This is a genomic window from Rhodococcus oxybenzonivorans, assembly GCF_003130705.1.
GTDB classification, from domain to species: domain Bacteria; phylum Actinomycetota; class Actinomycetes; order Mycobacteriales; family Mycobacteriaceae; genus Rhodococcus_F; species Rhodococcus_F oxybenzonivorans.
In genome coordinates, this window is the sequence record NZ_CP021355.1 from 551,214 (window position 1) to 565,983 (window position 14,770).

Annotated in this window: 14 protein-coding genes; 13 read left to right on the top strand and 1 reads right to left on the bottom strand. The window is 66.3% G+C overall.

Annotated elements, in window-relative coordinates; all coding sequences use genetic code 11:
- Nucleotides 1–14: 14 nt before the first annotated feature.
- On the bottom strand, nt 15–860 hold the full coding sequence (locus CBI38_RS33575; protein WP_109335787.1) for a helix-turn-helix transcriptional regulator: 846 nt from the start codon (nt 858–860) through the stop codon (nt 15–17).
- A gap of 272 nt (nt 861–1,132) precedes the next feature.
- Here CBI38_RS33575 and CBI38_RS33580 point away from each other — a divergent pair, with 272 nt between their 5' ends.
- The 13 genes from CBI38_RS33580 (at nt 1,133) to CBI38_RS33640 (ending at nt 14,764) form a co-directional block, all read left to right on the top strand.
- Nucleotides 1,133–1,684: a PEP-utilizing enzyme gene (locus tag CBI38_RS33580; protein WP_109336118.1), complete on the top strand. Its 552-nt coding sequence runs from the start codon at nt 1,133–1,135 to the stop codon at nt 1,682–1,684.
- A gap of 3 nt (nt 1,685–1,687) precedes the next feature.
- Nucleotides 1,688–3,265 (top strand): hypothetical protein, encoded by a 1,578-nt coding sequence (locus CBI38_RS33585; protein WP_109335788.1) that lies wholly within the window; start codon nt 1,688–1,690, stop codon nt 3,263–3,265.
- On the top strand, nt 3,252–4,724 hold the full coding sequence (locus CBI38_RS33590; RefSeq protein ID WP_109335789.1) for a class I adenylate-forming enzyme family protein: 1,473 nt from the start codon (nt 3,252–3,254) through the stop codon (nt 4,722–4,724). Before CBI38_RS33585 ends, CBI38_RS33590 begins: the two co-directional genes overlap by 14 nt.
- 23 nt (nt 4,725–4,747) lie before the next feature.
- Nucleotides 4,748–5,356, top strand: coding sequence for a hypothetical protein (locus CBI38_RS33595; RefSeq protein ID WP_109335790.1), 609 nt, complete (start codon nt 4,748–4,750; stop codon nt 5,354–5,356).
- Complete coding sequence (locus CBI38_RS33600; protein ID WP_109335791.1) at nt 5,353–7,092, top strand: pyruvate, phosphate dikinase; 1,740 nt, start codon at nt 5,353–5,355, stop codon at nt 7,090–7,092. The genes CBI38_RS33595 and CBI38_RS33600 overlap by 4 nt, the downstream gene beginning before the upstream one ends.
- A complete protein-coding gene (locus CBI38_RS33605) occupies nt 7,089–7,664 on the top strand; it encodes an acetyl-CoA carboxylase biotin carboxyl carrier protein (RefSeq protein ID WP_109335792.1) in 576 nt (191 codons plus the stop codon). Before CBI38_RS33600 ends, CBI38_RS33605 begins: the two co-directional genes overlap by 4 nt.
- Entirely contained in the window at nt 7,657–9,066 is a 1,410-nt protein-coding gene (locus CBI38_RS33610; protein ID WP_109335793.1) for an acetyl-CoA carboxylase biotin carboxylase subunit, read from the top strand. Before CBI38_RS33605 ends, CBI38_RS33610 begins: the two co-directional genes overlap by 8 nt.
- On the top strand, nt 9,063–10,562 hold the full coding sequence (locus tag CBI38_RS33615) for a carboxyltransferase (protein ID WP_109335794.1): 1,500 nt from the start codon (nt 9,063–9,065) through the stop codon (nt 10,560–10,562). Before CBI38_RS33610 ends, CBI38_RS33615 begins: the two co-directional genes overlap by 4 nt.
- Nucleotides 10,562–10,972 (top strand): Zn-ribbon domain-containing OB-fold protein, encoded by a 411-nt coding sequence (locus CBI38_RS33620; RefSeq protein WP_109335795.1) that lies wholly within the window; start codon nt 10,562–10,564, stop codon nt 10,970–10,972. Before CBI38_RS33615 ends, CBI38_RS33620 begins: the two co-directional genes overlap by 1 nt.
- The gene (locus CBI38_RS33625) at nt 10,972–12,111 is read left to right on the top strand and encodes a thiolase family protein (RefSeq protein WP_109335796.1); all 1,140 of its coding nucleotides are present in this window, start codon (nt 10,972–10,974) and stop codon (nt 12,109–12,111) included. Before CBI38_RS33620 ends, CBI38_RS33625 begins: the two co-directional genes overlap by 1 nt.
- Nucleotides 12,108–12,881: a tyrosine-protein phosphatase gene (locus CBI38_RS33630; protein WP_109335797.1), complete on the top strand. Its 774-nt coding sequence runs from the start codon at nt 12,108–12,110 to the stop codon at nt 12,879–12,881. Before CBI38_RS33625 ends, CBI38_RS33630 begins: the two co-directional genes overlap by 4 nt.
- Nucleotides 12,872–13,288, top strand: a complete 417-nt coding sequence (locus CBI38_RS33635) for an SRPBCC family protein (protein ID WP_109335798.1) — start codon at nt 12,872–12,874, stop codon at nt 13,286–13,288. The genes CBI38_RS33630 and CBI38_RS33635 overlap by 10 nt, the downstream gene beginning before the upstream one ends.
- Before the next feature lie 858 nt (nt 13,289–14,146).
- Nucleotides 14,147–14,764 (top strand): TetR/AcrR family transcriptional regulator, encoded by a 618-nt coding sequence (locus CBI38_RS33640; RefSeq protein ID WP_109335799.1) that lies wholly within the window; start codon nt 14,147–14,149, stop codon nt 14,762–14,764.
- Nucleotides 14,765–14,770 lie beyond the last annotated feature (6 nt).

The window sequence follows — 14,770 nt, forward strand, 5'->3', positions numbered from 1 at the left end:
CGCGGCCCCTTTACCTATATCCGCTGAGCTCGGGCGAGCAGCGCCAGTTCCATCCGCGACTGGCACCCGGTAGTCGTCAAAATACGGGTGACATACTTCTTCACGCTGTCCTCAGCGAGGGAGAGGATCTCGGCGATCTGCGCGTTCGACAAGCCGTCCGCGACGAGCTGGACAACCTGCCGCTGCCGCGCGGAAAGTCGCGTGAGCGCTGCCTGCGGCCTCGACGCCGGCAAGCCGCGGGCCATCGCCGACATCTGCTTGCTGAGCAGTCGTAATGTGGCTGCTTCAGAAGGGCCAATCTTGCCCGGTTCCGGATCGAACATCCCCAGCAGGGCGGTGTGCCCCGAGTTCAGCTCCAAGCGCAGCGCCGCAGCGGTGTTCATCCGCCACGTCGACGACAGAAAATACCTGACGTACGCGTCAGCGCCTGCGGGCAAATGACCCATGGATTGCAACTCGTCCAGTGAGGACAAGCCGCTGGAGACGAGCTGGCGCATCGCGGCGGGGGTACCGAACACGTCGTATCGTGCCCACCGGTCTTGGTATTCCGGAAGCATCTTGGCAGTTTTTCCTGCCGTCAACGGAGCTGCGTCCTCGAAGATGGTGTGAAAGGTCGCGCCGGCGAAGAACGAGACGTGACGGAGCTCGAAATGCTCACTGAGGGCGTCTACGGCGCGTTCTTTGAAATCGGGAAGGCAGGCCGCGTCAGCGCACGCCTCTAGGACATCGAAAGCGCGTTCGTAATCTGCCTGGTGGAGGTTGGCGCGGAGCGGGGAGCGAGTGCGGGGAGTGGACCGTGTGGTCTTCGACGAACCCTCGGAACTGTCCCCCAACGTGGACTGGGTCACAGTGACGATCATAACTAGATTTTCCTCACAAGGAAAAGAAGCTAGGCGTAAGGGCCCAGCTCGAGCCCAGATTCCCGCGTCGGTGGCCGAACGGCCACCACACACATCAGCGAGGTGACATGTCCGACTCCGTGGTTACGACCCCGAAATGGGGATCGACCGAAATGCTGCCATTGCCCGGTCGCTTCAACGCCGCAGTGCGGTCATTGGCAGCGCAACGATTCGCGGCATCCGATGAGCAGTGGAAAGACATTGTATTTGAACGTCAGTTTGATCTCTTCTCCGTGAAGGATGCCCGGGCCATCGAGCTGGAGACCCTCGACTCCGGGTACCGGTTCGAATACTCGGCGACAGCCTCGCTCGAATCCGAACCGGACAAGTACAAGCGCGCAGACCGCCCGGCGAGTTCTTTCACGGACGGGTTGGACTCCGATGGTCGCCGTCACGTCGGCGTCGGTGACAACGTCATCAAGAAGTCTCAGACGGTCAGCGGACCGGTCGCGTTGGTCTCCACCATCGAGCAGGTCATGGAGTTCCTCACGGACGGCATCCCTCCCGGCACGATCGCAGTGATCGACGACTCCGGCGGCACCTTGACCGCCCCGATCATCGAAGGGTTCGCCGGTGTCATCTGCCTCGGCGGCACCGTGCGCTCGCACCTGGGCATTCTCGCCCGCGAGTACGACGTCCCCACCCTGATGAACTGCAAGATCAACGACCTGAAGAACGGCGACATGGTCGAGCTCGAAGTCACCGCTGCACCCCCGGCAGCGGACGCATACGAAACGGGTGACACCGGGCATGCCCGGATCTGGCTGATCGAAAACGAGGGCTGAGACATGGCGAACCTGAATTACCGGTCACTACTGGAAACCAACAACTACCTGCGGAATTTATCCGACACCACATACTGGCTGTGCATCACGCGCACCGTGCAGGAGTCGAAGCTGTTCCCGATGAACCCCTACATGCTGGTGAGCTACCTCAACAGCTTCTACCGGCTGCCGACCCTGCTCCGCGAGATCGACGCGGCGACACCGGCGGAGGAACTCGGCGACCGCGCCCGCGAGGTCAGCCTGAAGGTAGACACGGTGAACGCCGCCTGGGGTATGCCCGCGTTCTATCTCATCGGCCGTGAAATGCTGATGAACTGGGGCCTGCTGCGACCGACCGACGCGGTCGACGATGTGGTCGACGTGCTCGATTTCTCCCGCCGGTTCAATCTGGCGTACCACCGCAACGACGGTCACCTGACCAACAAGGAGTTCGGCGACCGCAGCCAGTTCCTGCCCGAACGAACGCTGCAGGTATTCGAATCGGATCTACACGGTGTCGTTCCCGGCGACCGGCTGCACACCGCCGCCACCAAACTCGTCGCCCAACTGTCCCAGTTCGCGTTCCTCGCACACTGCGAATGCCGAATCGGTCTGCACAACAGTGGACCTTACGACTTCGGCAACAACCGGCAGATGATCATGCGCGACTTCTTCGATCTCGCCGAGGGTGACTACCCCTGGATGGACGGGATCGCCACCCAGTTGCCGCTCAACAACCTGACCATCCCAATCGTGTTCAAAGACACCAACTTCCATCTCATGGACGATTGGGCGTCCTTCGAAGCCGAACCCGGATACAACGCCGCGAACATCGAAGCAGTCGGAATGTACACCTCCGATCCGTTGACCGACGGCTACATCCCGGTCGGCATGGACAACGCAGACACCCTCGCCGACACCATGGAGCAGTACCGCGAGATCCTCAACGAGGCAACCACCGACCTGTGGAAGAGGATCGCGAACTGGTCGCGTGAGCAGATGATCGACGCCGGTGCCCTGGTCTACTCGTCGGTGGGCAAGGACTTCGCGCACCTCGCCGGAACGTACCGGCAGGACGACTGGTTCCAGATCGACGAACGGGTGCAGCGGTTCAAGCCGTTGATGAACGATGAATACGGTCGCGACAACCTGGGCGAGATGGTGGGACTGCTGAGCCTGCCACACCAGAAGTCGAATGAATACACCATGGCGCGGTACTCCGGGATGAACCAGAACATGCTCACCGGAATTCCTTACTCGGTGCTCACCGACGACGATTACGCACCCACCGCAGGCGATCAGTTCTCCGGATCATCCAGCCTGCCCGAGAAGTCCGGACTGTGGACCACCAGCGCCGGCCGGATCGACATCGACGAGTACAACCGGCGTGCGCAGGGATTTGTCCCCGCCGTACTCGACGGGACCCACCGGTACCTCGACGAGGAATGGGTGAAGTGGAACCACGGCACCGCGCAGGCGGACGAGCTGTACCGCCTCACCCAGCGCGGCTCCCGAAACCTCGAAGGCCGCGGTTCCGGGCTGCGCCGCGCCGATCTGCCCACCACCGATACCGCGAAGGGGAGCGACGATGCAGATCGGTGACCTGATCCGCCGCGCCGGTAAGCAGTTCGGTTCCGCCCCCGCCTTGATCGACGGTGGCCGGGTGGTGAGCTTCGCCGAGTTCGACGCGCTCACCGACCGCCTGGGCCACGCATTGCTGGCCCGCGGCCTCGATGCCGGTGACCGCGTCGCAGTCCTGATGCCGAACGGCATCGACGGTGTCGTCGTGTACTACGCCCTCGCGAAGGCCGGCCTGGTTCGTGTCCCGTTGAACGTGCGCGAGACCGTCCATGAGCACGCCTACAAGGTCGAGGACTCACAGGCGCGTGCCCTGGTCTATGCCGGGGATCCGCCTGCCCACGTCGAGGTGATGATCACCGCAGATCAGCTGCCTGACCTCATCGCCGACGCCCCGGACGGCCCGTGCGATGTGCGGCGGGATCAGGATGCGCCGCTGCGCCTCGCCTACACCGGGGGCACGACCGGCAAGCCCAAAGCGGTCGTGCTGACCACGCGCAGCGAGCTCGCCGAAGTCGCGAACTTCCTGGTCGACCTGCTGCCTAACCTGCGGCCGGATTCGGTGATGCTGCACGCCGCGCCGATCACCCACGGCAGCGGCGCGTTCTTCCTGCCGCACCTGGTCAAGGGCGCGCCGAACGTGATCGTGTCGAAGTTCTCGCCCGGCGCCTTCCTCAAGGCTGCGCAAAAGTACAGGGCCACGTCGACGTTCATGGTGCCGACGATGATCGCGATGCTGCTCGAGGACACGGCAACCGCGGCTGCGGACCTGGCGCTCGAGCGCCTGTGCTATGGGGGTGCCCCGATCGCCACCAGCGTGCTCCAACGCGGAATCGACATTCTCGGCCCGGTGTTCACCCAACTCTACGGTCAGGCGGAGGCACCGTTGGCGATCACCTGCCTGCAGCCGTGGGAGCACACCCCCGACCGGCTCACCTCCGCCGGCAAGCCCTACACCTTCGTCGAAGTCCAGGTCCGGTCCACTGCCGGCACCGTCCTCGGGCCAGGTGAGGTCGGGGAGGTCCTGACCCGGGGACCGCACACGATGAGCCGCTACTGGCGCCGCCCCGAGGCGACCGCCGAGACGATCGAGCCGGACGGCTGGTTGCACACCGGCGACATCGGTCGCTGGGACGACGACGGCTATCTGCACCTGCTCGACCGCCGGCACGACGTCATCATTTCGGGCGGCTTCAACGTCTACCCCCGTGAGGTCGAAGATGCCTTGCTGACCCATCCCGCCGTTATCGAGGCCGCGGTCGTGGGCCTGCCCGACGACAAGTGGGGTGAACGTGTCGCCGCCGCTGTCGTCACCCGCTCCGCCGCCGAGCCCGACGAGATCCTCGAGTTCTGCGCCGACCGATTGGCCGGTTTCAAACGACCCCGCTCCCTAGAGATTTGGCCGAACATCCCCACCAGTCCGGTCGGGAAATCCTTGCGCCGCGAGGTGCGCGACCGCATGGTCGCCGCCGCGCGGGCATGACCCCGACACTGAAAGGACCCATCATGCTCGACCCGTATGAACTCACTGTTCACACCCTGACCCTGCGTCAGCTCGGATCTGCCGAACAACTGGCGGAGATCAACGCCCTCCCGATCGGCGATGTCGAGGATGCCTTGGAGAAGGCCGTCGCCGATGGTGCGGTCATGGCTGCGCGCGGCAACTACATGATCACCCCCGCCGGCCGTGCGGTCCTCGACGGCGTGTATCCGCGTGCCTTCGCCGACCTGCGTTCGGATCCGGCCATCACCGAGGCGATGGACTCGTTCGAGACCGGCGTGAACAAGCAGGTACTCGCCCTGACCACCGACTGGCAGACCGTCGAGGTCGACGGCACCCGAGTGAGCAACGACCACGCCGACGCCGACTACGACAACAAGATCATCGCCAAGCTCGGCCGCGTGCACGAGAAGACGCAGAAGGTCCTGCGACCCCTCGCCCACCGGGATCCGTTGGTCGATCGATTCCTCGATCGGATCGGCGCGGCACTGATCCGCGCCGAAGGCGGCGAGAGCGACTACGTCAGCGGCGTCCGCGTCGATTCCGTCCACACCGTGTGGTTCCAGATGCACGAACACATCCTCCGTCTGACTGGACGGGAGCGCCCCGAATGAGCACCGTGACGAGTTTCCGCTGGCTGGTTATTCCCGACGAGACCGCCACGGAGCCGAGCCGAGACCTGGTCGGCGGGAAGGCATGGAGCCTGTGGCGGATGCGGTCACTGGGCCTGCGGGTGCCGCCGGCCTTCGTGGTCACCACCGAGGCCTGCGCGGCCTACTTCGCCGAAGGTGGCCTGCCCGACGGGCTGGCCGACGAACTCGTCTCCGGAATCCGGATGCTGGAGAAGCAACTCGGCCGCACCTTCGGTGGAACGGAACGCCCGTTGCTGGTGTCGGTGCGATCCGGCGCGGCGATCAGCATGCCCGGCATGATGGACACCATCCTCGATCTCGGTTGCAACGACGCGGTCGAGGCCGCGCTGGCAGCCGAAAGCGGTGACCCCGACTTCGCGGCCGAGGTACACCGCCGCTTCACCGGCTTTTACGGCCGCCTCGTCCTCGGTTGCACTGACGACCTCGAGGACCTGCCCGACACCGCGTCGGTGCGCGCCGCGATCGCCGGCGACGTCGACGAAATGGTGCCCGCCGACCCGTGGGAGCAGTTGCGCGCCGCGGTTGCCGCGGTGTTCCAGTCCAGCCGGTCCCGCCGTGCGGTCGCGTACCGCAAGCACTACGGCATCCCGGACGACCTCGGTACGGCGGTCACGGTGCAGGCCATGGTGTTCGGCAACCTCGACGATGACTCCGGCACCGGGGTGCTGTTCACCCGCAACCCCGTCGACGGCACCCGCGAACCCTACGGCGAGTACCTGCAGCGCGGCCAGGGTGAGGACGTCGTGTCTGGCCGTGTCACGCCGAAACCACTGACCGACCTGCACGAGCGCTGGCCCACCGTGCACACCGAACTGCTCGAGGCCGCCGACCGCCTCGACCGCGAAGGAAAAGACGCCCAGGACATCGAATTCACCGTCCAGAGCGGAGAGCTGTTCCTGCTGCAGTCTCGCCCGGCGAAGCGAACCGCCCGCGCCGCAGTGCGGATCGCGGTCGAACTCGTCGACGAGGGCGTCATCGAACCGGCCGAGGCCCTGTCCCGGGTCACCGCAGATCAGATCCGCACCCTGCTCCGGCCGGAAATCGCCGCCGGTGCGGCAGATTCCGCCGAGGTGTTGGTGTCCGGAGTGGCCGCCAGCCCCGGTGTTGCCACGGGCGTCGTGGTGGATACCCCGGAAGCGGCGCAGGCGAACCCGGGGTGCATCCTGGTCCGCAAATCGACCAGCCCGGACGACGTGCACGGCATGATCGCGGCCGCTGCCGTCGTCACCGAGCAGGGTGGTGCAACCTCGCACGCCGCCGTCGTCAGCCGCGCCCTCGATACCCCCTGTGTCGTCGGTTGCGGCACCGGAACAGTCGAAAGCTTGGTCGGTCGTATCGTCACCGTAGACGCGACCACCGGCCGCGTCTACGCCGGCGAACTGCCGACCTCGGCGGTCGACGAGAGTAGGGACGAGGACCTGCGCCGTCTCACCGAATGGGCCGAGGGCGCGACGCCCCTGCAGGTGGGTACCGATGTCGCCGTCGAACCGGTTTTCGACGCCGACACGCTCCCCGCCGAGGAACTCGGCGAGCAACTTCCGGACATTCCATCCGGAACGAAAACCGTTCGCGGAGCGATATTCTGCGCCCCCGACGGCGTCCGCGCCGCCCTCGACTCCGGAGTAGATGCGATCGTCACCGCCCACCGGTTGCCGGTGCTACTCGCCGCCATCGCACACCACAGGAGAACCTCATGAGCACACCGGAGCGCATCACCCACCGCGAAGTGCGGGAAATTCTGCGCACCTTCCACGACTCCGGTTGGGCCGCCATGACGCTGGAAATGGACGGCATGCGCATCACCGTTGGCAAGGACGGCCCCCCGGCAGCACCGACACCCACCGCCGCCCCGACAGCATCCGCCCCGACAGCATCCGCGGCCACGGTGCCGTCGACACCGCCCGCCGCCCCCGCAGCACCGACCACACCCGTGCCCGCCGAGGTACAGGCCACGGCCGGCAACGGCGGTGCGGCACCCGTCGCCGCGGCACCGGTCCCAGCTGCGGCCGCCGACACCACAGGCTGCATCGAGGTGAAATCTCCGACGGTCGGCGCGTTCTGGACGGCGCCGAGCCCCGGCGAGGCACCGTTCGTGAAGGTCGGCCAGACCATCGAGGCAGGCCAACAACTCGCGATCGTCGAGGTGATGAAATTGATGAACCCCGTCGTGGCACCCCAGGGCGGCGAGATCGTGCAAATCTGCGCGAACAACGCCGAACTCGTCGAATTCGACCAGCCACTGTTCCTGATCAGGCCGACCGATGGCTAGCCCGACCACCCTGACCACCGAGGCACCCGCCAGAACGCCGCTGCAACGGGTTCTGGTCGCCAACCGCGGGGAAATCGCCGTGCGAGTGATCCGGGCCTGCCAGGCGCTCGGTATCGAGACGGTGGCCGTGACCTCCACCGTGGACAGAAACGGCCTCGCCGCCCGGATGGCCGACCGCGCCGTGTGCATCGGTCCCGCCCCCGCCGGGCAGAGCTACCTGTCGATCCCGGCGGTGCTGGCCGCGGCACTGGGCACCGGATGCGATGCGGTGCACCCGGGATACGGATTCCTCTCCGAAAATCCCGAGTTCGCGGCCGCATGTGTCGCCGAGGGCCTGATTTTCATCGGTCCCCGTCCCGAGGCGGTCGCCGAGGCCGGCGACAAGGCGCGGGCACGGGAGCTGGCACGCTCGGCCGGAATTCCGGTGCTGTCCGGGTCCCCGGTGCTCGACTCAACCGAGGCGGCGGTCACCGCAGCTGCCGAACTGGGCTACCCGGTACTGGTCAAAGCTGCTGCCGGCGGCGGGGGCCGCGGCATGTCGGTGGTCGAGAACGAGACCGAACTCCGGGCGCGATGGGCCCCGGCCGCGGCCGAGGCGCAGTCGGCGTTCGGTGACGGCCGCACCTACATCGAACGGTTCATCCGCAACGCCCGGCACATCGAGGTGCAAGTCCTCGGGGATAAACACGGCTCGGTCATCCACCTCGGAGAGCGGGACTGCACACTGCAGCGCCGCCACCAGAAGGTGGTCGAGGAATCACCGGCGCCCAACCTTCCGGAGCAAATTCGGCAGGACCTGCGCCGACGCGGCGTCGCCTTCGCCGAGGCGCTGGGTCTCGACAGCGCCGGCACCGTCGAATTCATCTACGACGCCGACACCCACGAGTACGCCTTCCTCGAATTCAACGCACGAATTCAGGTCGAGCATCCGGTCACCGAGATGGTCACCGGGGTCGACCTCGTCGCCGAACAGCTGCGATCGGCGGCCGGTGAACCCCTGCGGCTCACCCAGGACGACATCCACGTAACCGGGCATGCCATCGAGGTCCGCATCACCACCGAAGACCCCGCCCGCGGATTCATCCCCAATCCCGGCACCGTCGAACAGTGGGAGCCACCGACGGGCGAGGGTATCCGCGTCGACAGCCACTGCGAACCCGGCTACGTCGTCACCCCGTACTACGACTCCCTACTGGCCAAGGTCGTGGCCCACGGCCCGAACCGGGACACCGCCGCCGACCGGATGGTGGCCGCGCTCGCAAACCTGGGGGTCTCCGGCGTCCCCACGACCGCGGATTTCGCCCGCGCCGCCCTCGACCATCCGGACTTCCGGGCCGGAACCGTCACCACCGACTGGATCGCCTCTCGGGGCCTACCCGACTATTTGGAGAAGATCTCATGAGTTACCTCGATTGCGCCCCCCGCAACGCCGACGGCAGCCGCCGCAAGATCGACATCGTGGACCAGACCCTGCGGGACGGCCCGCAGAGCTGGTGGGGCATGCGCCTGCGCAAGGACATGGGCCTGCCCATGGCCGCCGAACTCGACCGCACCGGCTTCCACACCATCGACCTCGTCGGTAGCTCCATCTTCGAAGTCCTCGTGCGGCACTGCAAAGAGGACCCCTGGGAGCAGCTGATCTCCCTGTCGAAGGCCATGCCGCAGACCACGGTCCGCGCCGGCACCCGCAGCAACGGCATCGTCACCTTCGGGCTGACCGCCGACAGCGTGATGGACCTGTGGGTGCAGCGGCTGTGCGCCCACGGCATCGGCAGTTTCTGGATCTACGACGGACTGTTCAACATCGACAAGATCGGCCGCCTGGTCAAGACCGTGCAGGCCGAAGGCGCGAAAGCTCTGCCGTGCATCCTCTACGCCGACAGCCCGCACCACACCGACGAGTACTACGCTGCCCGCACCCGCGAACTCGCCGCGCTCGGCGCGGACGGTATCGAGATCGAGGACGCGGCCGGACTGCTCACCCCCGAACGCACCCGCTCGCTGATCGCCGCCATCAAAGGCGCCGCCGGCGACCTGCCCGTGGAGATCCACTTCCACAGCAACAACGCCCTGGCTCCGGTGAACTACCTCGAAGGCGTCCTCGCCGGCGCCGACCGCGTGCACACCGCGAGCCGCCCACTCGCTGCAGGGGTTTCCCTGCCCTCCACCGAGAACACCGTGGCGAACCTGCGCTACGCCGGCTTCGACGTCGATCTCGACGACTCCCACTTCGCCGCGGTAGAAGAGCATCTGCTCCGCGTCGCCGAATATGAGGATCTGCCGGTCGGCCAGCCCGCCGAGTACTCCCTGTTCCAGTACCGTCACCAGCTTCCCGGCGGGATGGCGGGCACCTTCAAGGCGCAGCTGCGCGACCGTGGCATGGAGGACCGTTTCGAGGAGGTCCTCGACGAAATGTCCCGGGTACGTGAGGAACTGGGCTACCCGGTGATGGCGACCCCGTTCTCGCAGCTGGTCGGCACGCAGGCGGTGCTCAACGTGGTGACCGGCTCGCGGTACTCGGTCGTGCCGGACGAGGTGATGATCTACGCGAACGGCTTCTACGGCAAGCCGGTCGCCCCGCTCGATGCCAACGTCCTCGACAAGATCACGAGCTCTCCGAAGGCGAAGACCTACGAGAACTGGGAGCCGCCGCAGCCCACCCTCGGCGAGCTGCGCAAGAAGTTCGGGGAATCGATCAGCGATGACGAGCTGATTCTGCGACTGTTGGTGCCCGAGAACGACATCGATATCATGCGCGCCACCCCGCAACGCCACCGTGATTTCGCGCCGACGAGCAGGGAAATGCGTTACATCCGGGAACTGGTCGAAACCTCGGTGGGTGCCTACCTGCATATCGAGGCCGACGACTTCACGCTCACCCTGGAAGGGGATCACTAATGAGCGAGCTGGGGGTGGGCCGGCCCACCAAACGCCGGGCCGGGGCCGCGGTCGGGGGCCTGCCGGTCGCCGACTCTCGGCCGGTCCTCGACGGCGACGCCGTGCTCGGCTCGCGTTGCACCGTGTGCCGGTACCCGACCACACAGCAAGGGCTCCCGTGGTGTCCGGTGTGTTACGAGGCCACCGAACCGGATCGGTTCGCCCGCACCGGCAAGGTGTGGTCCTCCACGGTGGTCGCTATCCCGGTCGGTACCCGCCGGCCGCCCTTCGGGCTGGCGTATCTCGATCTCGACGACGGCCCCCGGGTGCTCGTGCACCTCGCCGAACCGGCCGTCCTCGAACCCGGTGCACGTCTCGAAATCACCGGAACAGACGACGGCGACCTGGTCGCCACCAGAATGGAGCAGTGATGGAGCAGGCGATGCTGTGGGGTGTCGGAACCTCCGCCTACGGACGGTTCCCGGACCAGCGGGTCGAGTCACTCGCCTGGACCGCGGTGGCCGAAGCGGTCCGCGACGCCGACATCCGACCGGACGCGATCGACGCGATCATCGTCGGCTCGGTCTTCGGTCCCCCCGGGGTGGCCACCCGCATCCAACGCGGCCTCGGGATTTCCTCCGTGCCGATGTGGACGATCGAGAACGCCTGCGCCAGCGGCACCAGCGCCTACCACGAGGCCGTCGAAGCGGTACGGCTCGGCCGGTTCAAGTGCGTCCTGGTACTCGGAGTGGATCAAATGTCCACCCTGTTCTCCGGAGCCATCGTGCCCGAAGCAACCGACCCCGAAGGCGCGTCGTCACTGCCCCTGCCCGGGCTCTACGCCCTCCAGGCACAGCGGTATGTGAGCGAGTTCGGGGTCACCCCCGAACAACTCGCCGCCATCGCGGTGAAGAACAAGAGCAATGGCATGGATAATCCCCGCGCCCAACTGCGGGACACAGTGCCGACGATTCAGGAAGTGCTCGACTCCCGCATGATCGCCGACCCCCTGACCTTCCTGCAGTGCTGCCCGACCAGCGACGGCGCCGGAGCAGCCATTGTCGGTGGTGACCGAGGCAACCCGGACGATCTGCGGATCGAGGCCTCCGCCATGGTCTCCGGTGCCCTGTGGGACCAGCGCAGCGAGGATGTTTGGGGATTCGCCAGCGTTGCCCGCGCCGCTCAGAAGGCCTACGCGCAGGCTGGTCGCAGCCCACAGGAGATCGATGTGCTCGAGGTGCACGATGCCTTCACCATCGGCGAGATCCTCACCCTCGAGGCACTCGGGATCGCCCCGCGCGGCAAGGGCGCCGAACTCGCCCCCTCCGGTCACACCACCCGCGACGGTGTGCAACCGGTCAACCCGAGCGGTGGCCTGCTCTCGCGCGGACACCCGCTGGGCGCGACCGGGATGGCGCAGCTGGCCGAAATAGCATGGCAGCTCCGCGGCCAGGCCGGCGCCCGGCAGGTCGACCGGCACCGCGTCGGTCTCGTGGAGACCATGGGCGGCGGCGCGGCCGGCATGGACGGTAACGCCTGCGTGGTCACAATCCTGTCCGCCCAGGCATGACCACCTCCTACACGGGGCTCCTGGGATTCCGCGATGTCGGAGGCTTGCGCACCAACGATGGAGGACAGGTCCGGCGCGGATTGCTCTACCGCAGTGGAACCCCGCAATTCCTCGACTCGGACGCTGCCCGCGCGCTGATCACGGACACCGGAATCCGCGCCACCATCGACCTGCGGTTGCCGCACGAAGTCGCCGTCGAAGGGCGCGGGCCGCTCGACGAGCTCGGGGTGCGCCACCTTCCGCACCCGTTCAGCATCAACGACACGGTCTCCCCGGACTCGGCGGTGGCCCCGATGCCCGGCGACGACCCCTTGGTTACCAGGTATCTCGCCTACCTGGCACAGGACGCGGCCGGTGTCATCTCCCTGATCTCCCGGCTGCTCGACCCAGGCGTGCTGCCCGTATTGGTGCACTGCACCGTCGGTAAGGACCGCACCGGTGTGGCCGTCGCACTGCTTCTCGACGCCATCGGTGTGCGGCGGGAGGACATCGTCGCCGACTACGCCACCGCCGCCGACGACGTGGTCGCGTCCATGCACCGGTTGCGCGAGATGGCCTCCTATGGTGCCGCGGCCGACCTGTACCCACCGCAGGTGTGGACCGCGCCGCCCGACGCGATGGAACGATTCCTCGACAACCTCGACGACCAGTACGGCGGTGTCTTGACGCTGCTTGCCGACAACGGCGTCGGACCCGAGGCGGTCGACCGGCTGACCGCACTGTTGATCACCCACGACGACACTGTCCCGGAGGACACGACATGCAGATAACCGAATCCCGAGTCATCACTGCTGAACCGGATCGCGTATGGAAAATTGGTGGGGACACCGCCAACGTCGCGGACTGGGTTCCGGCGATCGAGAAGTCGACCCAGCGTGGGGACCTGCGGCACGCCACCTTCGCCGACGGTGGCGGCGAGGCAATCGAACGCATCGTCGAACACGACGACCAGCAACGGCGGTACGCATACGACTACGTGTCAGGCCCGCTGCCGCTGCGCTCGTACCGGTCGACCTTCGCTGTCAACGACCATCCCGATGGTGCTCAGGTCATTTGGGACGCGGAGTTCGCGACCGCCTCCGCGGAGGACGATGCCGCCCTCGCCCAGGCAATCGCAGGCATCTATCGCGCTGCCCTGGACGAACTCGCCAAGCACGTCGCCGCTACCCAGAAGTAGATAGGAGAGCAGGCCAGGCCACGATGAGGCCAACGGCCGATCTGCATTCACCCACGTATGCACGTCAGGTCACCACTGCCCAACTCGAGGCATTCGCCACGCTCATGCGCCGTCTCTGGCGGGGCGCGGCGATCCGCGACTAGCACGGCCGATGGGGAGCTACCCGGCAGTCACTCAATCAGGATTTCGACGAGCACATCGCACCCGCCATCACCGTCGTCGGGCCCTTCACCTTGGCACTGGCCGGCGGACGTCGTCGTTTGCACCCTTCTTCAGCGACGACACAGTCCGCCGAATGTCGAAAACGGTCCGGGTAGTAGCCGAGCAGGCGGGCCGCGACCCGGACGCGGTCAAAATCTGGTCCTGTTACGCCACAGTCACGACCGATCCGGACGGAAACCGTCCTGCTCGAAACAGCCGACCGCATGGCCACCTATTCGCACGTCCACGGTGCGGACCAACAACGGGGACCCGCCGACTACGACCGGTGCACAGTTACCAGGACCAGTTCGTGATTCCGGTCATGCGGGGAACCGGCACTGACGGGCCCCCGGTCTCGACGCAGATTCGGGGCCGCGGTCCCTCTGTGCGTCGGCGCAGAACGATCGTCCGGTGAGGTGAGGATGGATCGCCGGACTAGGTCGTCGCTGGTGTGTAGGTCTCAGCCAGGACGATGGTGAGTGCTTTGCCCTGGTCAGCCCAGCGATGAGATGGTCGCGATGCCAGTTGCGACGGTGATCCGACTGTGTACCGTTGCGGCGACCTTCGCGTGAGCCGAACGACTGCTAGGGCGGCGTTCTCGGCCGAGGCACTATTCTGGGGTGGTCGTGTGATGGGTGGAGCGGGGATGGAGAAACCATGTGTGCTGCGAAGGTGACTGATTCCAGTGCGCGCACCGGGCGGCAGGTGATCCTCGACTCTGCGGTGGCGAATATGAATGAACGCGGATATCACGGCACCTCGATGCGTGACATTGCCCGCGGCGCCGATATCACTGTTGCGTCGATCTACCATCACTTCGCGTCGAAGCAGGAGATTCTGCAGGAGATCATGGTGCGGGCCTTGCACGACGCCCTCGCGATGACTCGGGGCGCATTGTTGCGCTCGGGGGGTTCCCCAGCCGATCAGCTGCAAGCGTTGATGCGGGCATGGATCTTGTTCCACACCACTCGTCAGTTGGATGCGATGGTCGGCGCCACCGAGCTGCGCAGCCTTGACGACGTCGGCCGGCGACTCGTGGTCGCCCTTCGGGACGAACAGGAGCACCTGTTCCGCGACGTCATCGAGCGTGGTGTGGAGGAGGGTGATTTTGCGACGAAATACCCGCGGGACGCCGTCCGAGGAATCATCAACATGGGCCAGTCGGTGTGTGCGTGGTGGCGCCCTGACGGCCCTATGAAGCCCGACGAACTCGCCGATCGCTACGCCGACTTGGCCCTTGCGATGGTGAGACCGGTCGTCCCGCCGCGGGTTTGAGCAAGC

Bases quoted from the DNA above. Each gene is read 5' to 3' on its own strand.
- CBI38_RS33575 (WP_109335787.1), bottom strand. From the start codon at position 860: ATGATCGTCACTGTGACCCAGTCCACGTTGGGGGACAGTTCCGAGGGT.
- CBI38_RS33585 (WP_109335788.1), top strand. From the start codon at position 1,688: ATGGCGAACCTGAATTACCGGTCACTACTGGAAACCAACAACTACCTG.
- CBI38_RS33590 (WP_109335789.1), top strand. From the start codon at position 3,252: ATGCAGATCGGTGACCTGATCCGCCGCGCCGGTAAGCAGTTCGGTTCC.
- CBI38_RS33595 (WP_109335790.1), top strand. From the start codon at position 4,748: ATGCTCGACCCGTATGAACTCACTGTTCACACCCTGACCCTGCGTCAG.
- CBI38_RS33600 (WP_109335791.1), top strand. From the start codon at position 5,353: ATGAGCACCGTGACGAGTTTCCGCTGGCTGGTTATTCCCGACGAGACC.
- CBI38_RS33605 (WP_109335792.1), top strand. From the start codon at position 7,089: ATGAGCACACCGGAGCGCATCACCCACCGCGAAGTGCGGGAAATTCTG.
- CBI38_RS33610 (WP_109335793.1), top strand. From the start codon at position 7,657: ATGGCTAGCCCGACCACCCTGACCACCGAGGCACCCGCCAGAACGCCG.
- CBI38_RS33615 (WP_109335794.1), top strand. From the start codon at position 9,063: ATGAGTTACCTCGATTGCGCCCCCCGCAACGCCGACGGCAGCCGCCGC.
- CBI38_RS33620 (WP_109335795.1), top strand. From the start codon at position 10,562: ATGAGCGAGCTGGGGGTGGGCCGGCCCACCAAACGCCGGGCCGGGGCC.
- CBI38_RS33625 (WP_109335796.1), top strand. From the start codon at position 10,972: ATGGAGCAGGCGATGCTGTGGGGTGTCGGAACCTCCGCCTACGGACGG.
- CBI38_RS33630 (WP_109335797.1), top strand. From the start codon at position 12,108: ATGACCACCTCCTACACGGGGCTCCTGGGATTCCGCGATGTCGGAGGC.
- CBI38_RS33635 (WP_109335798.1), top strand. From the start codon at position 12,872: ATGCAGATAACCGAATCCCGAGTCATCACTGCTGAACCGGATCGCGTA.
- CBI38_RS33640 (WP_109335799.1), top strand. From the start codon at position 14,147: ATGTGTGCTGCGAAGGTGACTGATTCCAGTGCGCGCACCGGGCGGCAG.